The 20867-nt window shown below is 73.0% G+C and carries 17 protein-coding genes; 3 read left to right on the forward strand and 14 right to left on the reverse strand.

The features are described from left to right. The first annotated feature begins 288 nt into the window (after positions 1-288). Positions 289-1980 carry a tetratricopeptide repeat protein gene (locus tag J2847_RS09050; protein ID WP_209778681.1) on the forward strand — a complete coding sequence of 564 codons (1692 nt, stop codon included), beginning with the start codon at positions 289-291 and terminating at the stop codon, positions 1978-1980. 58 nt (positions 1981-2038) lie between these two features. Here the strand turns inward: J2847_RS09050 and J2847_RS09055 are convergent, their stop codons facing one another. Beyond that, positions 2039-2461 (reverse strand): bacteriohemerythrin, encoded by a 423-nt coding sequence (locus tag J2847_RS09055; RefSeq protein WP_209778682.1) that lies wholly within the window; start codon positions 2459-2461, stop codon positions 2039-2041. Between the two features lie 232 nt (positions 2462-2693). Between J2847_RS09055 and J2847_RS09060 the strand changes: the two genes are divergently transcribed. Further along, positions 2694-3467 (forward strand): Fic family protein, encoded by a 774-nt coding sequence (locus J2847_RS09060; protein ID WP_209778683.1) that lies wholly within the window; start codon positions 2694-2696, stop codon positions 3465-3467. Here the strand turns inward: J2847_RS09060 and J2847_RS09065 are convergent. The 3 genes from J2847_RS09065 to J2847_RS09075 form a co-directional block, all read right to left on the reverse strand. Then, on the reverse strand, positions 3383-5137 hold the full coding sequence (locus J2847_RS09065; protein ID WP_209778684.1) for a CocE/NonD family hydrolase: 1755 nt from the start codon (positions 5135-5137) through the stop codon (positions 3383-3385). The genes J2847_RS09060 and J2847_RS09065 overlap by 85 nt on opposite strands. Before the next feature lie 266 nt (positions 5138-5403). Continuing rightward, entirely contained in the window at positions 5404-7113 is a 1710-nt protein-coding gene (ade, locus tag J2847_RS09070) for an adenine deaminase (RefSeq protein ID WP_209778685.1), read from the reverse strand. Between the two features lie 71 nt (positions 7114-7184). Further along, complete coding sequence (locus J2847_RS09075; protein ID WP_325169353.1) at positions 7185-8594, reverse strand: PAS domain-containing sensor histidine kinase; 1410 nt, start codon at positions 8592-8594, stop codon at positions 7185-7187. A gap of 236 nt (positions 8595-8830) precedes the next feature. Here J2847_RS09075 and J2847_RS09080 point away from each other — a divergent pair, with 236 nt between their 5' ends. After that, positions 8831-10519 carry a methyl-accepting chemotaxis protein gene (locus J2847_RS09080; RefSeq protein WP_211114673.1) on the forward strand — a complete coding sequence of 563 codons (1689 nt, stop codon included), beginning with the start codon at positions 8831-8833 and terminating at the stop codon, positions 10517-10519. Here the strand turns inward: J2847_RS09080 and J2847_RS09085 are convergent. From J2847_RS09085 to J2847_RS09130, 10 genes are all read right to left on the reverse strand, one after another. Then, a complete protein-coding gene (locus tag J2847_RS09085; RefSeq protein ID WP_209778687.1) occupies positions 10494-10775 on the reverse strand; it encodes a hypothetical protein in 282 nt (93 codons plus the stop codon). The two genes, J2847_RS09080 and J2847_RS09085, sit on opposite strands and share 26 nt — an antisense overlap. After that, positions 10775-12964, reverse strand: coding sequence for a chemotaxis protein CheA (locus tag J2847_RS09090; RefSeq protein WP_209778688.1), 2190 nt, complete (start codon positions 12962-12964; stop codon positions 10775-10777). Before J2847_RS09090 ends, J2847_RS09085 begins: the two co-directional genes overlap by 1 nt. Further along, positions 12961-13389, reverse strand: a complete 429-nt coding sequence (locus tag J2847_RS09095; protein WP_209778689.1) for a response regulator — start codon at positions 13387-13389, stop codon at positions 12961-12963. Before J2847_RS09095 ends, J2847_RS09090 begins: the two co-directional genes overlap by 4 nt. Then, complete coding sequence (locus J2847_RS09100) at positions 13386-14261, reverse strand: CheR family methyltransferase (RefSeq protein WP_233474389.1); 876 nt, start codon at positions 14259-14261, stop codon at positions 13386-13388. The genes J2847_RS09095 and J2847_RS09100 overlap by 4 nt, the downstream gene beginning before the upstream one ends. 8 nt (positions 14262-14269) lie before the next feature. Continuing rightward, positions 14270-14887: a HEAT repeat domain-containing protein gene (locus tag J2847_RS09105; RefSeq protein ID WP_209778690.1), complete on the reverse strand. Its 618-nt coding sequence runs from the start codon at positions 14885-14887 to the stop codon at positions 14270-14272. A 54-nt stretch (positions 14888-14941) separates the two neighbouring features. Continuing rightward, positions 14942-16027, reverse strand: a complete 1086-nt coding sequence (gene cheB, locus J2847_RS09110; RefSeq protein WP_209778691.1) for a chemotaxis-specific protein-glutamate methyltransferase CheB — start codon at positions 16025-16027, stop codon at positions 14942-14944. Positions 16028-16047: 20 nt separating this feature from the next. Next, positions 16048-17697, reverse strand: a complete 1650-nt coding sequence (locus tag J2847_RS09115; protein WP_209778692.1) for a chemotaxis protein CheW — start codon at positions 17695-17697, stop codon at positions 16048-16050. Next, the gene (locus J2847_RS09120) at positions 17694-19664 is read right to left on the reverse strand and encodes a methyl-accepting chemotaxis protein (protein WP_209778693.1); all 1971 of its coding nucleotides are present in this window, start codon (positions 19662-19664) and stop codon (positions 17694-17696) included. Before J2847_RS09120 ends, J2847_RS09115 begins: the two co-directional genes overlap by 4 nt. Positions 19665-19730: 66 nt before the next feature. Continuing rightward, on the reverse strand, positions 19731-20411 hold the full coding sequence (locus J2847_RS09125; RefSeq protein ID WP_233474390.1) for a chemotaxis protein CheC: 681 nt from the start codon (positions 20409-20411) through the stop codon (positions 19731-19733). Between the two features lie 50 nt (positions 20412-20461). Then, positions 20462-20848, reverse strand: a complete 387-nt coding sequence (locus J2847_RS09130; protein ID WP_209778694.1) for a response regulator transcription factor — start codon at positions 20846-20848, stop codon at positions 20462-20464. Between the last annotated feature and the right edge of the window lie 19 nt (positions 20849-20867).

Consider the following 20867-nt stretch of genomic DNA (forward strand, 5'->3'; position numbering starts at 1 on the left):
TCGAAACATGTTCAATTTTATAACGCCGGGATGAAGCGGGAAGGGGAATATGTTTGCGAACCGATCGCCTGCGACGCGATTTCCCCGCCGTCCGTTGCCGACGACCGGCCGCCGGCTGGAGATGCGGGCCAGCCATCCCCATTTCCCTGCGGATGATCGCCGCGAATGATCCCTGCGGATGATCCCCGCGGATGATCATCGTGCGATCAGGCCATCAAGTGTGTGACAGCCGGCGATTTGCTGCTTAGGCTCACGAGTTCAAACCCGCTCCCGCAAGGTGGACAAGGTATGACGACGTTCCGGATTGGATTGCGGCTGGGTGCCGCCCTGGTGCTTTCCTCGCTCGCCCTCGCGGGTGCGCAGGCGGCGGGCACGCCGGGATCGGCGACCGGCAGCTATCTCGCCGGCCGCTTCGCCCAGCATCAGGACGACTGGACCGCCGCCGCGCTCTACACCGCCCAGGCGCTGGCCGCCGACCCCGACGACCTCGCCCTGCTGCGCCGAACCTTCCTGCTGAAGCTCGGCGAGGGGCAGATCCCCGCCGCGCTCGGCCTCGCCAACCGGCTGCTGGAGGAGGACAAGGAGCCGCAGATGGCGATCACGCTGATCGCCGCCGACCACCTCGCCGCCGGCCGGCAGGCCGAGGCGGAGGCGATGGCCGCGCGGATGCCGGCCGAGGGGCTGGGCAAGTTCGTCGCCCCGCTGACCCGGGCGTGGCTCGCCGCCGGGCGCGGCCAGACCGACCGCGCGCTGGAGGCGCTGGAGCCGCTGGCCGGGGTCGCCGGCTTCGGGGCGCTGTACAACCTGCACGCCGGCCTGATCCTCGACCTCGGCGGCCGCAACGAGGACGCGGCGGCCCGCTACGCCAAGGTGGCGGAAACCGAGGCCCCGCTGCGCGTCGTGCAGATCGTCGGCAATTTCCTGGAGCGCACCGGCCGCCCGGCGGAAGCGCGCAAGCTCTACGAGGCCTTCCAGGCCGGCAGCCCCGACCGCCAGCTCGTCGAGCCGGCGCTGAAGGCGCTCGCCACCGGCACGGTGCCGGTCCGCATGGTGAACGACGCCCGCCACGGCATGGCGGAGGCCCTGTTCGACCTGGGCAGCGCGTTGCAGCACGAGGGGGCGGCGGAGACCGCCCTGTTGTTCGGCCGCATCGCCCTGCATCTGCGCGGGGATCTGCCGCTCGCCCGCCTGATGATCGGCGACGTCATGGAATCGCGCGACCATTTCGAGGACGCGCTGGCCGAATACAGGCAGCTCGAAGGCAACCCGGTGCTGGGCTGGACGGCGCGGATGCGCGCGGTCGACGCGCTCGCCCGGCTGGAGCGCAACGACGACGCCATCGCCGCTTTGAAGGCCTTGTCGGCCGAGCGGCCGGAGCGCACCGACGCGACGATCCGGCTCGGCGACCTCTACCGCTACGCCCGGAAGTTCGCCGAGTCAGCCGAGGCCTACAGCGCGGCCCTGGCCCGCATCGGCACGCCGCAGGAGCAGCATTGGCCGGTGCTCTACGCCCGCGCCATGGCCTTCGAGAAGACCAACCGCTGGCCGGAGGCCGAGGCCGACCTGAAGGCGGCGCTGAACCTGAAGCCGAACGAGGCGACGCTGCTGAACTATCTCGGCTACAGCTGGATCGACCGTGGCCTCAACCTCGACAAGGCCAAGGCGATGGTCGAGCGGGCGGTGGAGCTGAAGCCGCGCGACGGCTACATCGTCGACAGCCTGGGCTGGGCGCTCTACAGCCTGGGCGACTACGAGGGGGCCGTCGCCAAGCTGGAGCGGGCGGTGGAGCTGAAGCCGGTCGACCCGACGATCAACGACCATCTCGGCGACGCCTACTGGCGCGTCGGCCGCCGCAACGAGGCGCGCTTCCAATGGACCCGCGCGCTGCGCAACGCCGACGAGGACACCCAGAAGGAGGCCATCCAGGCCAAGCTCGACAAGGGGCTGCCCGACAAGCAGGCGGCGGCGGCCAAGCCGTAGGGGCAGCCCCGTCCGTCATGCCCGTGGCTGGCATGGGCATGACGGGTGCCTGGGCAGCCTACTCCGCCGTCGCCGCCGCCGGTTCTCCCGCCACATAGGGCCGGTAGAGGGCGTCGGTTTCCTGGATGTGCTCGACGAACCAGTCCTTCAGCAGCAGGATCAGGTCCATCCGCAGCATGGTGGTGTTGTCGCCGCCGAAGTCGTCGTGGAGCTTCTCCACCTCTCCGGCAAAGTAGCGGTGGGCGGCGATGTGGGCGTCGAGATCGGGATAATGGCGTCGCTCCATCAACGCCTCCTCCCGCGCGAAATGGACCGCGACATAATCGCGCAGGCTGACCAGCAGGGCCGACAGCTCCTCCCGGTTCGCCGGGGTGATGCCGCTGTCGAGCAGCCCGTTGAACAGATCGAGCAGGCGTTTGTGTTCGTCGTCGAGCACGGCGACGCCGACGCTCATCGTTTCGTCCCAGGCGACATGCGTCATGGCCCCAATCCTCCCCTGCGCGCCCCCCGGATTCTCCGGGGCGGCAACCGGCCGACCGATCGAGTTGTGGAATCTTGACAGGGATCCTAAAACCGGCAACGGTGCCGGCTCAAGCGGCAAATCCCCGCAGGGGGGTGCCGCGGAGGGCGCCGCATGGGGCGCGCTTCCCCCTCCCTCCCCCGCCAGTTTCCCTCTCCGGTATCCTGGCTTCGTTTTCCGGAGACTGCGGCGCATGCCCCTGCTCGACGTGATCGCCGACAAGAAACAGGCGCTCGACAGCGCCCGCCCGCTGCCCCAGGACACCGTCCACGACCTCGCCGACTGGTTCGAGATGGAGCTGACCATCGCGGCGCTGGGGATCGAGGGCGTCGTGCTGAAGCGGGCCGACGTCAAGGCGATCCTGGAGCGCGGCACCGTGCTGCGCCACCGCCCGGTCGACGAGCAGCGCTTCGTCCTCAACCACCGCGGCGCGCTGGAGCTGATGGCCCGGCTGTCCTACGAGCCGAACGGCGTGATCGGCGAGCGCACCGTCACAGCCTTCCACACGGTGCTGGAGCAGGGCATCGACGAGGAGGCCGGCAAGTACCGCAACGGCCCGCCCAAGGACGATCCGGCCGGCGCCGCCCCCGACCCGGCCAAGCTGCGGGTGTCGATGTCGGCCCTGTCGGGCTGGCTGCGCCGCGCCGAGGCCGGGCCCGACACCGCCTTCGAGACGCACCACCGGCTGATGGCGATCCGCCCCTTCCGCGCCGGCAACGCGGCGACGGCGCTGCTGATGTGCAACCTGATGCTGAACCGCGCCGGCTACCCGCCGGTGGTGGTGCGGGCCGAGGACCGCGCGCTCTACACCGATCTGGTCGAGCGCGCCTGGGCGGTCGGCGACAAGACGCCGTTCCGCGACCTGATGATGCGCTTCCTCGATCAGAGCCTCGACGTCTGCCTCGTCGCCGCGGCGAAGGGGCTGGCCGTTCCCGAGGCCGGGAAGGACGGGCCCGGCGCCGGCTGACCGAACGGCGCGTCCGCCGCCCCCGGCAGCGGAAGGCGCAGCCGCGACGGGCGGTCCGGCCCGCTGTGGATCAGCAGGGTGATCGGCTGGGCGTCGACCCGCCGCGTCTCGCCCGGCTCGGCCCCGGTGCCGGGGTTGACCGGGTAGGCCGGGAAGCAGGCCCCGGCGAGGCTCAGCCGCAGCGCCGAGCCCGGCGCCAGAGTCGCGCAGACCCCGCGCATGGCGATCGCGAGCGGCCGGGTCGGGTCGCCCGGCTCGACCCGCGCGTGCCCCTGGGTCAGCGGCAGCACCCGCCCGTCGGGGCGCACCACCGACAGCACCGCGCTGACGTCGAAGGACGGCGCGTCGGCCTCCACCCACAGGTCGAGCGCCACCCGCCCGGCCAGCGTCAGCGGCTCGCCCAGCGGCGGGGTGGTGTAGACGGCGACATCCGGCCGCCGGTCCACGGCGGCGCGGTCGCGGCAGCCGGCGTCGGGCACCGCGTGGCCGCCGACCGCCGGCACCGGCCCGCGCGGGTCGTGCACCACAACGTCGAGCGCCGCGCTTTCCGCCATCTCCAGCCCGAGCCGCCCGCCCTGGCGGTTGGCCAACCCGTCGCTCGACAGGTGGAAGGCGGCGCCGGCCGGCGGAACGGCCGGCAGATCGTGCCAGCGCCCGGCCTCGACGTCGTGCAGGCGCACGGCTCCGCCACGGCCGCCGTCGGCGCCCTCGCCCTTCAGCACCCGGTCGAACCACGCCAGTTGCAGGCTGTCGAGCGACGGGCCGTCCTGCGGCCCGGCCGCCGTCCAGGGACCGACGACCAGCCGCACCGGCGCCCGCGACCGTCCCTCCCTCCGTCCGGCCAGCGCCTCGTGGGCGTCGAGCGTGCCGGCGAGGCGGGGGTCGTACCAGCCGCCGATCTGCATCACCGCCACGTCGTCCGGCATGTCGGCCAGCATGGCGCGCGGCGACAGGGCGTCCCAGCTCCGGTCCGGCGCCGGCAGGCTCAGCCAGTCGTCGTAATGGGTGTAGCGCGCGTAATCGCGCAGCGCCTGCGGCCGCGAGGGGATCTCCTCGTCGAGCGGCAGGCGGCGGGCGGCGTCGGACAGGATGCGGTGGGCGGTGCCGTCCTCGACCCGCCGGGCGGCCTCGGCGGCGGAGCGCAGGGCCCATTCCATGGCGTCGGCCAGCCGGAAGGCGCCGCCCTCGTAGGCCCAGTCGGAGAAGACGTCCCAGCCGGCGAAGGACGGCGCCACCGCGCGCAGGGCCGGCGGGGCCGCCGCCAGGGTGAGAAGCTGGGCGATGCCGGCATAGCCGCAGCCATAAAGGGCCACCGCCCCCGACGAACCGGGAAGCGAGGCCGCCCAGGCGACGGCGTCGGCGCCGTCCTCGCGCTCGGCCTCGAAGGGGCGGAAGCGGCCGTCCGAGGTGCCGCAGCCCCGCATGTCCTGCACCACCACCACATAGCCGCGCGCGGCGTACCAGCGCGGGTGGGCGTAGTGGCTGGTCAGCGCCGTCCGCCGGCCACAGGGCAGGCGCAGCAGCAGCACCGGCCAGGTCCCGGCGGCGTCGGGCCGGTAGAGATCGGCGTCCAGCCGCGCCCCGTCGCGCGTGCGCATCGACACGGTTTCCGGCGGCCGGACCGGCAGCAGGGGGGAGGTTTCGACGAGCAGCGGAGCGAGGTGGGTCATGCGGCAACGGCGTCGTGTGTGGATTCCGCCGGATCCTGTGGCAAGGCGCGTGCCAGGGCATGGCAACCGCCCCCATTGGGCCGGGGGTGCGACCACTTGCCCCCACTTGCCCCTTTCTCCATTGGGCGGGGAATGGGGGACGGGAGCCTTGCCGGGGCGCGGCGGAACTCCCTACCCCGCCCGGCGGAGGAAGGGCGGGGCGGGGGCGAGGGCTCCTCATTGCCCAAACAACAGCCAACCGCCCAAAAAACCGCCACGCCGCCCGCTCAGGCGGCGATCAGCTCGAAACGGTCGACATCCACCATGCCACGGTCGGTGATCTTCAGATGCGGGATCACCGGCAGCGGCAGGAAGGCCAGTTGCAGGAAGGGCTCGGCCAGCGGACAGCCCATCGCCCGCACCGCGGCGCGCAGGCCGCGCAGTTGCGCCTCCACCGTCTCGAAGGGCTCCAGGCTCATCAGCCCGGCCAGCGGCAGGGCGAGTTCGCCGACGACCCGGCCGCCGCGCACGGCGACGAAGCCGCCCTGAAGCTCGATCAGCCGGTTGACCGCGACGGCCATGTCGGCGTCGCTCGCCCCGACGACGCAGATGTTGTGGCTGTCATGGCCGACCGAGGAGGCCAGCGCCCCCTCCGCGAAGCCGAAGCCCTGGACGAAGCCGCGTCCGACGTTGCGGTTGCTGCCGTGGCGGGCGAAGACACAGATCTTCAGCAGGTCGCGCGCCGGGTCGGCGACCATCCGCCCGCCGGCCGCCGGCACCTCGATTCGCCGGTGCTCCGTCAGGATCCTGCCCGGTTCCAGCCCGATCACTGATTGCACCGAGCCGCCGGCCGGCACCGCGAAATCCTCCACCGTCACCGGGTCGAGCCGGACCGAATCCAGCCCGACCGGAGTCACCGCCGGACGGCCCGCGAAGCTCTCGGCCGTCACCACGCGGCCACCCCGGATCACGCGGTTGACGGCGCATTCCTCCAGATCGTCGAGCAGCACCAGATCGGCCCGGTGCCCCGGCGCCACCAGCCCCCGGTCGAACAGGCGGAATCCGCGCGCGGCCGACCAGGTGGCCGCCCGGTAGACATGGGCCACCGGCGCGCCGAGCCGGATGGCGCTGCGGATGAGGTGGTCCATGTGCCCCTCCTCCGCGATGTCCAGCGGGTTGCGGTCGTCGGTGCAGAATCCGAGGAAGGGCGAGGTCTCCGGGGTGATGACTTCGGCCAGGGCGTGGACGTCCTTCGACACCGACCCGTCGCGGATCAGCACCTGCATGCCCTTGCGCAGCTTCTCCATCGCCTCGTCGGCGCTGGTCGTCTCGTGGCAGTTGCGGATGCCGCAGGACAGGTAGGCGTTCAGCTCCCGCCCCGTCACCAGCGGCGCGTGACCGTCGATGTGGCGCCCGTCGAAGGCGGCCAGCTTGTCGAGCACCCCGTCGACCTTGTGGAAGACACCGGGGAAGTTCATGAACTCGGCCAGCCCGAGCACCCGCGGATGATCCATGTGGCGGATCAGGTCGGGCGCCTCCAGCCGGGCGCCGGAGGTCTCCAGCTCGGTCGCCGGCACGCAGGAGGAGAGCTGCACGAACAGGTCGATCGCCGTGCCGCCGGCGCTGTCGAGGAAATAGCGCAGCCCCGCCTCGCCCAGCACGTTGCAGATCTCGTGCGGGTCGCAGATCGCCGTGGTGGTGCCGCGCGGCAGCACGCAGCGGTCGAACTCCTGCGGGGTGACGCAGGTGGATTCGCAATGGACGTGGGTGTCGATGAAGCCGGGGACCACGGTCAGCCCGCGCCCGTCGATCTCCTCGGCCCCGTCGTAGGATTCATAGGTACCGACGATGACGTCGCCGCAGACGGCGATGTCGCCCTCGGCGATCTCGCCGGTCACGACGTTGAGGAAGCGCGTGTTCTTGATGACCAGATCGGCCCGGCTCTCGCCGAGCGCCTGCCCGATGCGCGTCTTCAGCGCGTCCCGCCCGATCGCCATGCCCGCCTCTTCCTTCGTGTGCCGTCGAAATCGGAACATGGCTCGGGCGGGGCCGATCCGCAAGCGCGGGCCTATTCCCCGTCGAAGTAGCGGGCGACCGGCAGGCGCACGCTGACCGTCGTGCCCTCCCCCTCGCGGCTGCGGATGTCGAGCGTGCCGTTCAGCATCTCCACGAAGGAGCGCACCAGCGGCAGCCCGAGCCCGGTGCCGCCCGACCGCCGCGACAGCTGGCTGTCGACCTGGCCGAAGGGTTGCAGGGCGACGGCGATGCCCTCGGCGCTCATGCCGATGCCGGTGTCGGCGACCTCGATCAGGATGCGGTCGCGGTCGCGGCGGACCTGGAGCGACACCGTTCCGCCGGGGCCGGTGAACTTGACCGCGTTCGACAGCAGGTTCAGCAGGATCTGCTTGACCCGCACCGGGTCGCCGAGCAGCAGCGGCGTGTCGTCCGCCACCGCGTCCGTCAGGGTCAGCCCGCCTTCCGACGCCCGCTCGGCGATCAGCAGCAGCGAGCTTTCCACCGCGTCGCGCACGTCCATCGGCTGCGGGTGGAGGTCGAGCTTGCCGGCCTCGATCTTGGCGATGTCGAGGATGTCGCTGATCACCGCCAGCAGATGCTGGCCCGACGTGCCGATCACCCTGGCGTAGTCGAGGTATTTGGGATGGCCGAGCGGCCCGACGATCTCCCCCTCCATCATCGCCGAGAAGCCGATGATGGCGTTCAGCGGGGTGCGCAGCTCGTGGCTCATGTTGGCCAGGAACTCGCTCTTGGCGCGGTTGGCGAGTTCCGCCTGCTCCTTGGCCTGGATCAGCGCCTGTTCGGCGCGGCGGCGCTCCTGCACCTCCTGCATCAGGGCGCGGGTGCGCTCGGCGACGCGCATCTCCAGCTCGTCGCGGGCCTGACGCAGGGCCAGCTCGGCGCGCTTGCGCCGGGTGATGTCCTGGCCGACGCAGAGGATGCCGGGCGCCACCCCCTCCACCTCGGGCAGCCGGTTCATGTTCCACAGCAGCACCCGCTCGCCGATCCCGGCGCGGTCGTGCTGGACCTGCTCGAAGTTGCGGATCTCGTGGCCTTCGGCGGCGATGGCGAGCTGGGCGGCGAAGGCGCTGACCGGATGCTCGCCGACCACCTCGGTCCAGGCCCGGCCGACGGTGGTGCCGGGCTCCAGCCCGAAGGCGCGCTCCGCCTCGCGGTTGGCCTCGTGGACCCGCCCGTCCTCGCCCAGCACCAAAATGATGCTGGCGGCCGTCTGCACCAGGGACCGGAAACGCGCCTCGCTGGCGCGCAGCTTCGCCTCGCGCCTCCTCAGCTCGTCGATGCCGGCGGCGATGCCCTGCATGCGATCGGTCCCGCGCTGGCACAGCTCCAGCTCGGCGACGCGCCTCCTCAGCCGGCGGATCGTGTCCTCCGGCGTTTCCCCGGCCGCCGTCTCCTGGGCCGGCGTCTCCTCGGACAGGCTGTGCAGAGGCTGAATCACCACGGTCCAAACACCTTGCCAACGGTTCGCCGGCCTTGCCATCCCGACTATGCTGGAAGGGGTAGGCCCACGCAAGTCTCTGCCATCCGGCCAGGGGTGACCATTCAGGGGAAACCGCGACAGCCGGTCGCATGCTGGTTTAAGGATCTCGAAATATTGTCCCCCTAGACCATGCTGATGCCGGAGCGGGTTTCGAAGAGAAAAACCGAGGCGCGCAGTGGGAAAGGGCGGAAGCGATAATGTCAGCGCTTAGAAAGCTAAGAATCGGTTCCAAGATTTATTCGATCGCCGGCATCCAGGCGATGGCCGCCGCGCTGCTCGGTCTTCTCGCCCTGATCGCCATGAACGATCTGTCGGAGCTTTCGACCCGGATGGAGAACGCCTCGCACCGGCAGGCGCTGGGCGAACGGCTGAACGGGCTGGTGCTGTCGGTGGTGATGGACAGCCGGGGCGTCTACATGGCCCGCGACCGCGCCGAAACCGACAAGTTCGCCACCCCGCTGCTCGCCGCGCTCAAATCCCTCGACGAGCGCATGGCCGAGCTGAAGACGCTGACCCCGGCGGCGGAGCGCGGGCATGTCGCGGACTCCTCGGCCAAGCTCGCCGAGTTCGTGAGCTTCCGGACCGAGCTGGTGCGCATCGGGCGCGAGCAGGGGGCGGCACCGGCGCGGGTCTACGGCGACAACGACGCCAACCGCAAGAGCCGTCAGGCGCTGAACGCCGCGCTGGAGACGCTGGTCGGCGCGATCGACCGCGAGGTCGACCAGCTGCGCGCCGAACTCGTCGCCGCCGAGGCGCGCTGGACCCTGATCGTCGCGGCGACGGCGGTCGCCGGCATCGTCCTGGCGCTGCTGCTGGCGGTGGCGGTGGCGCGCGGCCAGATCGCCCGGCCGCTCCAGCGGATGACGGCGGCGATGACCGGCATCGCCGCCGGCGACACCAACGCCGCCGTGCCCAACACCGACGGCGCCGACGAGATCGGCGACATGGCCCGCGCCGTGCTGGTCTTCCGCGACGCCCTGCGCCGCAACCAGGAGCTGGCCGAGCAGGAGCGGGTGGCGCTGGCCGCCCGCCAGCAGCGCCAGGAGGCGCTGGAATCGCTGACCCGCGGCTTCGCGCAGAAGGTCGAGGGGCTGTGCCGCACCCTGAACGGCGAGGCCGACCAGATCCGGGGCAGCGCCGAGGGGCTGTCGGATTCGGCCCGTGACGCCTCGCAGCGCTCGGCCAGCGTCGCCACGGCGGCCGAACAGGCGACCGGCAACGTCCACACCGTCGCCGCCGCCACCGAGCAGATGGTCGCCTCGATCACCGAGATCAGCGCCCGCATGCACGAGGCCGCCCGCATCGCCAGCGAGGCCGAGAGCGAGGCCCAGCGCACCAACGAGACCGTGCGCGGGCTGGCCGACGCCGCCAACCGCATCGGCGAGGTGGTGGGACTGATCAACTCCATCGCGTCCCAGACCAACCTGCTGGCGCTGAACGCGACCATCGAGGCGGCCCGCGCCGGCGAGGCCGGCAAGGGATTCGCCGTGGTGGCCGGCGAGGTGAAGAACCTCGCCAACCAGACGGCGAAGGCGACGGAGGACATCTCCGCCCAGATCGTCGCCATCCAGGGCGAGACGCACAGCGCCGTCGCCGCCATCAGCGGCATCGTCGGCACCATCGAGCGGATCAACGGCATCAGCGCCGGCGTGTCCGCCGCCGTCGAGCAGCAGGGGGCGGCGACGCGCGAGATCACCCGCAACGTCCACGACGCGGCGTCGGGCACCCGCGAGGTGTCGCAGACGATCGGCGGCGTGTCGGAGGCCGCCAGCCGCACCGGCGACGCCGCCGCCCGCATGCTCGACGCCGCCCAGGGGCTGACCGTCCACGCCCGCACCCTGCAAACCGATCTCGACGATTTCACCGAACGTCTGAAGGCGGTGTGAAGCCGGGCTTGACCAGCAGGGGCGCCACCCAGCGGCGCAGGAACGCGTCCTCCGGCGGCACCGCCACCGCCGGACCTGCGGCCAGCAGCAGTTGCAGCAGGGCGGTGTGCAGTTCCGTGCAGGCGCCGAGATCGACGCGCGGCCCGGCCGCCGCCTCCAGCCATTCGGCGAGCGGCAGCGCCTCGTCCACCGCGCACACGCCCTCGAAGCGGGCGGTTCCGCCGGCTCCGGCCTCCGGATCGTAACGGATCGGCATCACAAAAGCTCCCGCAGGTCGAGCACCAGCAGCAAACGCCCGTCGCCCAGGACCGCCGTGCCGCTGTAGCCGCGCAGCCCCCGCAAGACGCCGTGCATCGGCCGCAGCATCACGTCGGCCCGTTCGCGCACGTCGTCCACCACCAGCGCCACGGTTCCCCCGGCGCCGCCGAGCCCAGCGACCAGCACCCGTTCCGCCGCGCGCCCGCGCGGGTCCTCGGGAAAGCCAAGCAGGCGGCGCAGGCGGAGCAGCGGCACGACGCGGCCGCCCAGCACGACGCTTTCCGCCGTCTTCAGCGCGCGGATGTCGGCGCGGGGAACCCGCCGCATGCCCTCGACCAGGGCGACGGGCACGCCGAACAGCTCGCCCGCCGCCTCGACCACCACCACGCGGGTGATGCTGAGCGTCAGCGGCAGCGCCAGCCGCACCCGCGTGCCGGCGCCGGGGGTGGAGGCGATCTCGACACGCCCGCCGGCCCGCTCGACGGCAGCGCGCACGGCGTCCATGCCGACACCGCGCCCCGACAGCTCGGACACGCCGGCCGCCGTGCTGAAGCCGGGGGCGAAGACCAGACGCACCGCCTCCCCGTCGTCCAGCGCCGCGGCGGCGGCCTCGTCGAGCAGCCCCTTGCGGCAGGCGGCGGCGCGCATCGCCGCCGGGTCGATGCCGGCGCCGTCGTCCACCACCTCGACGACCACGCCGTCCTTCTCCTGGAAGGCGCGGACGCGGATGGTGCCGCTGTCCGGCTTGCCGGCGGCGGCGCGGCGGTCCGGCGATTCGATGCCGTGGTCCAGGCTGTTGCGCACCAGATGCAGGAGCGGCTCGCCCAGCGCGTCGAGGATGTCCCGGTCGGCCTCGGTCTCGCCACCGTCGAGTTCCAGCGCGACCGTCTTGCCGAGCCGCCGCGCGGTGTCGCGGACCAGCCGGGGCAGCGGTTCGAACACCCGAGACAGCGGCAGCAGGCGCAGACGCAGGGCGGCGTGCTGCAACTCGCCGACCAGCGCGTCGAATTGCGCCGACACCGCCTTCAGCCCCTGCCCCAGCGCGTCGTCGCCGGCCTGCCGGACCAGCGGCGGCAACTGGCTCTTGGCAACGGTCAACTCGCCGACCAGGGTCATCAGCCGGTCCAGGCGCTCCGGATCGACCCGCAGGGCGCGGCGCCCGACCGTGGGCGGCGTTCCCCCGCCGGCGGCCGGAGCCCGCGCGGTCTCGACGAAGCGGCGCAGCGATCCGGCGTCGGCGCAGGCCGCCAGCAGGGCGGCGCGGTCCACCGTCACCCCCTGCGCCGCCAGGATGTTGCCGGCCGAGCGCGCCACGGCGGCGCGGCGGGCCTCGCGTTCCTCCGGCTCGCCGGGCAGGTCGAGGATGCGCTCCTGCGCGCGCAGCATCGCGTCGGCCAGGCTGCCCGCCCCCTCCGGGCCGGGGGCCGGCGGCGGCGGCGTCACCGGGGCGACCCGCACCTGATCGGGGACCGTGCGGAACACCGCCGTCACCTCGGCCACCGACGCGCCGCTGAGCGCGCGGAAGCGCAGCAGGCAACGGTAGGGGTCCAGCGCGCCGAGCGGCGGCAGCGGCTCCGCCGGCTCGACGAGCAGCAGGCGCAGGTCGGGGATCCGCCGGCACAGGGCCAGCGGATCGTCCCCGTTGAAGAAGCATTCGGGATCGGGATCGTAGGCCAGCGCCGTCAGCGTTTGCCCGCCGGTCAGGCCGGCCGCCTCGCGCCGGCTCCCGTCCAGCGTCTCCACCCATTCGAAACCGGGGGCCGGTCCGGCCCCCGGATCGCCGCCCGGGCCGACGCCCGGATCATCGCCCGGATCATCGCCAAGCGCGGCGCCCAGCCGCCGCGCCGCCTCGGTGGCGTCGTCCGGCAGGGTTCCGGCAGCCTCCAGCGCGTCGATCCAGCGGGCGCTCTGGTCCAGCGCGCGGAACAGCCGGTCGGCCAGCTCCGGCGTCAGGACGCGCCGCCCGTCGCGCACGGCGGCCAGCGCATCCTCCCCGGCATGGACCAGACGGGTGAAGGGCGCCAGATCGAACAGGCCGGTGGCCCCCTTCAGCGTGTGGAAGGCGCGGAACAGGGCGTCGACGGCGGCCCGGTCGGCGGGATCGCGCTCCAGCGCCAGCAGGCTGTCGCCGGCCTCGGTCAGCAGGTCGCGCGATTCCAGGATGAACTGGTCGAACAGCGCGCTCATGGGGTTCCCTCCGCGTCGGGGCGGCCGGCTGGCGGGCGGCCGGTCAGCAGGCGGGCGGCGGCGGTCAGCGCGTCGGGCCGCGCCGGCTTGACGATGTACCAGTTCGCCCCGGCGAGGAAGGCCTGCTCGCGGTCGCTGTCCTTGGCCTCGGTGCTGACCATGATCGCCGGCACGTCGCGCAGGGCCGGGTCGCGGCGCAGCACGCGCAGCATGGTGTAGCCGTCCATCTTGACCATGTTCACGTCGACGACCAGCAGGTCGGGCGGCTCGGCCAGGGCGCGCTCCAGCCCCTCGATGCCGTTCACCGCCTCGTCCACCGTGAAGCCGTCGCCCTCCAGCACCTGCCGGCTGTAGGCGCGGACGGTGGCGGCGTCGTCCACCACCAGGACGCGGGGAGACCGGCCCGCGGCCGGATGCGCGCTCATGGCAGCCCCCCCTGCACCGGCTTCTGGTAGAGGATGGCGTCCGGGAAGCGCCGGGGAACGAAAAGCGAGGAGATGCGGCTCATGCTCTCCGAATGGCCGAGGCACACGAACCCGTTGGGCGCCAGAGCGTCATAGAACATCGATGCGGCCTCCCTTCGGCCAAGGTCGTCGAAATAGATCAGCAGGTTCCGGCAGAAGATGACGTCGATGCCGCGAAAGGCGCGCAGCTGTTCGGGATCGACGATGTTGACGTGCGAGAAATCGATGGACTCGCGCAGCTCCTCGATGATCCGCCAGCGGTCGGGGTCGGAACCGACCCGCCGGAAATATTTGGCCCGCAGATGCGCCGGCAGCCCCTGGAGCGACCGTTCCTCGTAAATCCCCTCCTGGGCGCGGGCAAGGACCGACGAATCGATGTCGGAGGCGTACAGCTCGATCTCGAACTCGTCCACCCGCCGCCAATGCTCCAGCAGCATGATGGCGATGGAGTAGGGCTCCTCGCCGGTCGAGCAGCCGGCCGACCAGATGCGCACCCGCGCGCCCGGCGGACGCCCGCGCACCACCTCGTCCAGGGCCGAATTGACGAGGCAGTCGAACTGGTACTTCTCGCGGAAGAAATAGGTCTCGTTCACCGTCATCAGGTTCACGAGAAGCTGCAATTCCTCGCCCGAGGCCTGGAATCGCAGAAGCCGCATGTACTCGCGCACGGTGGCGGCGCCCACCGCCGCCATGCGGGCGGCGACGCGGCGGTCGACGAAATAGCGCTTGGCCTCGGTGAAGGACAGGCCGGTCCTCTCCCGCAGGAAATCGCAGAGCATCTCATAGTCGGCCGGCGGCAGGCCGGGGGACGACTCGTCGGGAGGAGCGTTCATTCCGGCGGTCATCCGCCCCGGAAGCGGCGCCGCGCCGCGTCGACCGAGAAGCCGACCATCGGGTCCTCCGGAAAGCGCAGGAGCAGCCGCTCCAGGGCGGGCAGCGCCGCCGGGTCGCCGATCTCGCCCAGCGCCTCGACGGCGGCGAGGCAGACGTTGACGTGGGGATCCTGCTCCAGGACTCCGGCCAGCCAGGCCGGACGCTCGGGATGGCGCAGCTTGCCGACGAGTTGGACCGCGAAGATCCGCAGGTCGGAATCGGCATGGCCGAGCAGCGGCACGACCGACGGGGCAACGGACTCGCCCGGCATCTGCTGAACGCTTTCCAGAACGGCGTTGCGCAGTCCGGCGTCCTCGCGGGCGAGCAGCGGCAGCAGCGCCTCCACCGCCTCGCCCGTGCCGATGCGGACCAGCGCGGTCAGGATCGCCTCGCGGACACCGGGCTCGGTCTCGATCGCCAGCCGGTCGGCCAGCGGGGACACCGCGCCGGGGTCCTGCGCCAGCCGGTGCGCCGCCTGCCGCCGCACGGCGGCGTCGGAATCCGACAGCCCGGCGCGCGGATCGGCGCCGGGCGCCTCGGCCGCCGGAACCGGGGCCGCGTTCTTCTTGGCCTTGACCAGCGCCATCCCATGTCCTCCCCTTGCGGGTTTCAAGCGTGCGAAACCCGGTGTGTCCACCCCTCACCCCGTCCGCCGGCCGGGCGGGGCCAGCAGCCGCGCCAGATGCCCGGCGATCCGTTCGGACGGAAGGACGATGCTGGCGCCGCCGCGCCGGATCAGATCCTGCGGCATGCCGAAGACGACGGCGCTCTCCTCCGACTCCGCGACGGTGCGGCCTCCCGCCTTGCGCAGCTCGGTCATCGCCTCGGCGCCGTCGTTGCCCATGCCGGTCAGCAGCACGCCGACCAGACGCTCGGGCGGCAGCAGCCGCATGGCGCTGCGCACCAGACGGTCGGCGCTGGGGTGCCAGGGTTTCTCGCCCCCCGGCGGCACGGGCGTCACCATCAGGCGCCCGCCGCGCCGGACCAGCTCGACGTCGGCCCCGCCCCGCGCGATGCAGACGCAGCCCGGCTCCAGCGCCATCGGCGCGGCGGCCTCGACCACGCGCAGGGCGCAGAGTTCGTCGAGCCGGCGGGCCAGGGGGCCCGTGAAGGCCACCGGCATGTGCTGGGCGACGATCATCGGCCAGGGAAATCCGGCGGGCAGGGCCGACAGGATCTCCTCCAGCGTGCTCGGCCCGCCGGTGGAGACGCCGACCAGCACGGCCCCCATCCCCTCAGCCTCCGGCACCGCGCTGTCCGGGTCCGGCGGAGCCGCGAAATCCTCTCCGGCGATGCGGGCGCGGGTCAGCCGCAGCCGCTCGCGCAGATTGCGCGCCCGGCGCGGCCGGGCATGGGCGGCGGCGGCCACGGTGTCGACCAGAGTCTCGGCGATGAGGCCGAGCGCGCCGGCCGACGGCTTGCGCACCGCCTCGACCGCGCCGAGCCGCAGGGCCTCCAGCGTCGCCTCCGCCCCGGCGGCGGTCAGGGCGGACACCATCACCACCGGCTTGGGATGCTCGACCATGATGCGGGCGAGGCAGGTCAGGCCGTCCATGCCGGGCATGGTGACGTCCAGCGTCACCACGTCGGGGTCGAAGACCGGCAGCAGCGCCAGCGCGTCGCTGCCGTTCACCGCCGTCTCGACGACGAATCCCGCCCCGCTCAGCAGCTCGCCGATCCGGCGGCGCATCAGCGCGGAATCATCCACCACCAGAACCTTGGTCATTCCCGCTCCATCCCCGCCGGTCAGGCCGAAAGCAGCGGGGCCGAAGGCAGCAGGGCGGACAGGCGGTCCATGTCGAGCAGCCCGTCGGACTCCATCAGCAGGATCAGACGCGCACTCCCCGCTTCGCCCGCCAACGTGGCGACCCGGCGGATCAGCCGGCGCTGGGCGTCGGACACCGACGGCGCCGGACCGATCCGGTCGGCCGGCACCGCCAGCAGCCCGGCCGTCCCGTCCACCAGCAGCCCGACTCGCGCCTCGCCCTGGGCGATCACCACCACGCGGCCCCGGTCGCTCCCGCCTGGGGCGCCACCCCGACCGCCGCCATCCGCCGGCAGGCCCAGCAGCCGGCGCAGATCGACCAGCGGCAGAACGGCTCCGCGCAGCGTCAGGACCCCCGCCACGAAGTCCGGCGCGTTGGGCAGCGGAACCGGCGCGTCGGGCCGGCGCAGCACCTCCTGCACGGCGGCGACCGGCAGGCCGTACTCCGCTCCGGCCAGCCGGAACACCACGAAACGCTCGTCGGCGTCGACGGTGGCGCCGATGGTGGCGCCGATGGCGGCATTCCCACGCGTCCCTGACCGCTCCATCGCCGCCTCCCCCTCACCGCCCAGCGACAGGCCGTGGCGGAACATGCGCGCCGCCGACAGCACCGACACCAGACGGCCGCCGTCCCCGGCGCGGGCGATGCCGTCGAGATCCTCGAATTCCGCCTCGCGGGCCAGCAGCGGCGGCACCGGGTCGATCAGCGCGCGATCGATGCCCAGGATCTCCCGCACCTCGTCCACCACCACCCCGACCAGCGCGTCGCCGCCCCCGGCCTGGACCACCACGACCCGGCCCCCGGAGCCCTCGCCGGCGGCGCCGAGGCCGAACAGGGCGCGCAGCCCGATCAGCGGCAGCAGCCGGTCGCGCAGCGGCACGACCCCCAGCAGATGCGCCTTGGCCCTGGCCATGCGGGTGACGCCGGCCGGCGCCGGCAGGACCTCCCGGACCTGTTCGACCGGCAGGGCGAACTCCTGTCCGGCACCCCCGAACACCAGCAGCCGCGCGCGATCCACGGGCGCCGCCGTTGCCGGGTGGATGGCCGGAGACGCGGGACCGATCCCGCCCGCCAGCGCGCTCCGCGGCGCCGCGGCGGCCCACCCCGCGCCGAACTGGCGGTCGATCAGCGCGCCGCTGTCGAGAATGGCCACGGCCCCGTCGCGCAGCACGCCGGCGAGCAGGGCGGCGTCGACCACCGGAGCCTCCGCGTCGTCGATCGGATCGATGCGGTCGGGAGCCGCGCGGACCATGCCGGCCATGCCGTCGACCCGCAGCCCGACCGGCTGCCCCTGGTGCCGCACCACCACGACGCGTCCGCCCGTCCCGCCCTCTCCGCCGGCTCCGTCTCCGCTCCCGTCTCCGCTCCCGGACTCCTGGCCGAGCGCGCGGCCCAGATCGAGCACCGGCATCGCGGCGCCATGCCATTGCGCCAACCCGTCCAGGCCGGGCGGCCCCAGCGGAACACGGACCACCTCCGGCGGCCGGACGACCTCCAGCACCTCGGCCAGCGGCAGGGCGAAGCCCAGCCCGGCGGCCCGGACCGTAACGAAGGCCAGCGCCCCGGCGGCCCCGCCCCCGGTACCTGTCCCTGCCCCGGCCGCTTCCCGGTCGGTCGCGGCGGCGCTCACGCGGCGCCCAGCAGGCTGTCGGCCATCGCGGCGATCTCCTCGATGGCGGCGGCCAGCTCCTCGGCCCCCTTGGCCTGCTCGCGCGCGGCCTTGGCGGCTTCGGACGCCGCGATGTTGGCGGCGGCGGCGGCGGTCGCCACCTGATCGACGCCGACGCGGGTTTCCCGCAGCGCGACCGACACCTCGCTGGACGCGGCGACGATGTCCCGGCTGCCGGCCGTCACCGTCCGCAACTCCTCCGCGGCGGTGGCCAGGGTCGCGGCGAAGGCGCGGTGGCGCACGGTCTCGGCGGCGGCGGCGGCGGCGATCTCCTCGATGTCGCGGCGGACGTGGAGAACCTGGTCCTGGATGTCGCGCACGATGTCCTTGACGCGCTCGGCGTTCCGCGCGCTGTCCTGGGACAGGTTGCGGATGTCGTTGCTGACCACGGTGAAGCCGCGCCCGTAGTCGCCGGCCCGCGCCGCCTCGATGGAGCCGCTGACCGCCAGCATCCCGGTCTGGATCGACACCATGGTGATGGCGTCCACCACCTTGTCGATCCGGCGCCCCAGCCGGTCCAGCCCGTCCATCCGCGCGATGGCGGCGCGCGCCGACTCGACCGCGCCGGTCACGCCGTCGGCCAGTTCCCCCAGCATCCCGCGCATCTCGCCCAGCAGATCCTCCATCGCGGCGGAGCGGTCGAGCGCCTCCCGCGCCCGGTCGCCCCCCAGCTTGGCGGCGGCGTCGATCTCGGTGATCGCGGAGGCGAGCTGGTGGGTCGCGGCGCTCTGCGTCTGGGCGCCGCCGGCGATCTGGCCGATGGCGGTCATGATCTGGGCGGCGGCGCGGTTGATCTCCTCGATGGCGGCCGACAGCTCGTCGGCGGAGGAGGCCAGGTCGTCGGCGGTCGAGGCGAGGTTGGCCGCCCCCTCCAGCTCCTCGGAAACCTCCGCCAGCAGGCTGGCGGCGCGTTCGCTCTGGGCCAGGGCCTGCGCCTGCTCGCCGACCGTCTTCAACGCCTCCTCGGCGGCGGCGGACTGCTCCTCGGCGCTGGCGGCGATGGTCTCCGCCCCCTTCTGCGCCTCGCGGGCGGCCTGGTCGGCCTCGGCGGCGGCGCGGATGGTTTCCTGCGCGCCCTGGGCGACGGTCGCCATGTCGACGCGCATCGTCTCCAGCCGCTCGACGATCCGCCGGCCGCGCCCGACCTCGGTCTTGGCGGCCTCCGACGAGGCGACGATGCCGCCGGCGATGGCGGTGACGGACTCCTGGATCGAGGCGACCATCGCCTGGACGTCGTTGGCGCTGCGCTCCGACCGGTCGGCCAGCGCCTGCACCTCGTCGGCGACCACGGCGAAGCCGCGCCCGCTGTCCCCGGCGCGGGCCGCCTCGATGGCGGCGTTGAGCGCCAGCAGGTTGGTCTGCTCGGCGATGGCGGCGACGCCCTGGACGATGGTCCCGATCTCCGACGCGTGGCTCTCCAGGTCGCGCACCAGCCGGACCGACGCCTCCTGCCGCTCCGACGAGCGGACGATGGCGTCGATGGAGGCGAGGATCTGGACGCTCACCGCCTTGACGGTGGCCTGAAGGGCCTCGATCCGGACGACGGCCTGCTCGGCGTTGCCGCGCGACGCGCCGACCAGCTCGCCGGCGCGCCCGATCATGCGCTGCGACTGCTGGGTGGACCCCGCCGCCTGCTCGGCCCCGGCGGCGATCTGCTCCATCGCCTTGCGCAGTTCCTCCGACGCCGAGGCCGCCTGGGCGACGCCGCTGGCCAGCTCGCCCGCCGCCGTGGCGATCCCGGCGGCGGCCTGACGGCGGCGCGAGTTGGCCCGGGCCTTGCGCTGCTGCACGGCCGCCGCTCCGCCGGACAGCGACGGCGACGGCGCCGGGGCGGGCGGCGGAACGGAGGCGGCGGGGCCCTGGTCGGCCGTTCCGACGCCCGGCGTCCTGCGGGACGTGTCGATCTGCTTCTTCTTGATGAGTGCCATGTCCCTCGGTTCCCCAAACCGGCGCGCCCGCGCGCCCTCGTCACCCACGTCTCCGCGTTCCCGCGTTCAGCCGCCCGACACACGCCCGATGAAGCGGCCGAGCGTCCCCCGCAAGCGCCCCATCGAGCCGGGATCGAGCATCAGCACGACCCGGCCGCCGAGCGTCTGGGCGGTGGCGCGCAGATCGATGCGGAACAGCACCACCGTGTCGTCCGCCTCCGCACCCGCAGCCCCACCCGCCTGGCCGCCTCCGGGGAAGCCCGCCTTGCGGCAATCCGCCAGGATCGCGGCGGCGGTTCCCCGGCGCACCGCCGGAAGGCTGGTGTCGATCCCGCCGCCCAACAGGTTGGCCACCAGGGCCAGCGCGCTGTTCAGCACGATGTTGCCCAGTTCGGCCAGCGCCTCCTCCTCCATCGGACCGGCCTCTTCCGGCGGCACGTCGGGCGGCAGGGCCGCGCGCACCAGCGGAAGGCTGTCGGTCTCCGGAAACAGGAACAGCGCGGTGCCGTCGAAGACCCCGCCCAGCGACTCCGACACGCCGATCAGCGGGCCGGGCAGCGCCTCGCCCAGCGACCGGATGGCGGCGTCGGGGTCCATGACCTCCACCGAGGGGACCGACAGCCGCACCAGCTCGCCGACCATGCGGCCGAGCGCGGTCGACGCCCGGCCGATCCCCATGTTGCCGAGCTCGGCCAGCGCGTCGCGCTCCAGATCGGTCAGCCGCCGGTCCCATGCCTCGCCTGCCAAGCCGCCCGCCGGCCCGCCGGGCGGTCCATCGAGCTCCCCGGCCGCGGCGGTCACTCCGACGCCGCGCGGCGGCGCGGCAGGGCGGTGGAGGCCAGGAAGCGGCCCACCTGTTCCTCGTCCAGCGGTTTCGGCATGAAGGCGGCGCCGACCGCGCGGATGCCCGACACCACGGCGTCCTGGGCGTTGGCGGTGATGATGGCGATGTGAATGTCCGGCTTGGCCGCGCGCAGCTTGGCCGCGGCCTCGACCCCGTTGTCGCCGGGCATGTTGTAGTCGATGATCGCGACGTCCACGGCAGCCTCGTCCAGTTTCCGGAAGAGTTCGTCGCCGTTCGCGGCCTCCACCACCGACCAATCGGGCTTATGACGCAAAATCATCGCCCGCACGTGCATGCGGGACAGTTTGCTGTCATCGACAATGATCGCTGTCTTACTCACGTTATATGCCCTTAGGCGA

The organism is Azospirillum agricola, from assembly GCF_017876095.1.
Taxonomy (GTDB): domain Bacteria; phylum Pseudomonadota; class Alphaproteobacteria; order Azospirillales; family Azospirillaceae; genus Azospirillum; species Azospirillum agricola.

Bases quoted from the DNA above. Each gene is read 5' to 3' on its own strand.
- J2847_RS09085 (WP_209778687.1), bottom strand. From the start codon at position 10,775: ATGCCGATCCGTTACGATCCGGAGGCCGGAGCCGGCGGAACCGCCCGC.
- ade (WP_209778685.1), bottom strand. From the start codon at position 7,113: ATGGCGATCGGGCGGGACGCGCTGAAGACGCGCATCGGGCAGGCGCTC.
- J2847_RS09050 (WP_209778681.1), top strand. From the start codon at position 289: ATGACGACGTTCCGGATTGGATTGCGGCTGGGTGCCGCCCTGGTGCTT.
- J2847_RS09105 (WP_209778690.1), bottom strand. From the start codon at position 14,887: ATGGCGCTGGTCAAGGCCAAGAAGAACGCGGCCCCGGTTCCGGCGGCC.
- J2847_RS09065 (WP_209778684.1), bottom strand. From the start codon at position 5,137: ATGACCCACCTCGCTCCGCTGCTCGTCGAAACCTCCCCCCTGCTGCCG.
- J2847_RS09055 (WP_209778682.1), bottom strand. From the start codon at position 2,461: ATGACGCATGTCGCCTGGGACGAAACGATGAGCGTCGGCGTCGCCGTG.
- J2847_RS09120 (WP_209778693.1), bottom strand. From the start codon at position 19,664: ATGGCACTCATCAAGAAGAAGCAGATCGACACGTCCCGCAGGACGCCG.
- J2847_RS09090 (WP_209778688.1), bottom strand. From the start codon at position 12,964: ATGAGCGCGCTGTTCGACCAGTTCATCCTGGAATCGCGCGACCTGCTG.
- J2847_RS09095 (WP_209778689.1), bottom strand. From the start codon at position 13,389: ATGAGCGCGCATCCGGCCGCGGGCCGGTCTCCCCGCGTCCTGGTGGTG.
- J2847_RS09100 (WP_233474389.1), bottom strand. From the start codon at position 14,261: ATGAACGCTCCTCCCGACGAGTCGTCCCCCGGCCTGCCGCCGGCCGAC.
- J2847_RS09080 (WP_211114673.1), top strand. From the start codon at position 8,831: ATGTCAGCGCTTAGAAAGCTAAGAATCGGTTCCAAGATTTATTCGATC.
- cheB (WP_209778691.1), bottom strand. From the start codon at position 16,027: ATGACCAAGGTTCTGGTGGTGGATGATTCCGCGCTGATGCGCCGCCGG.
- J2847_RS09060 (WP_209778683.1), top strand. From the start codon at position 2,694: ATGCCCCTGCTCGACGTGATCGCCGACAAGAAACAGGCGCTCGACAGC.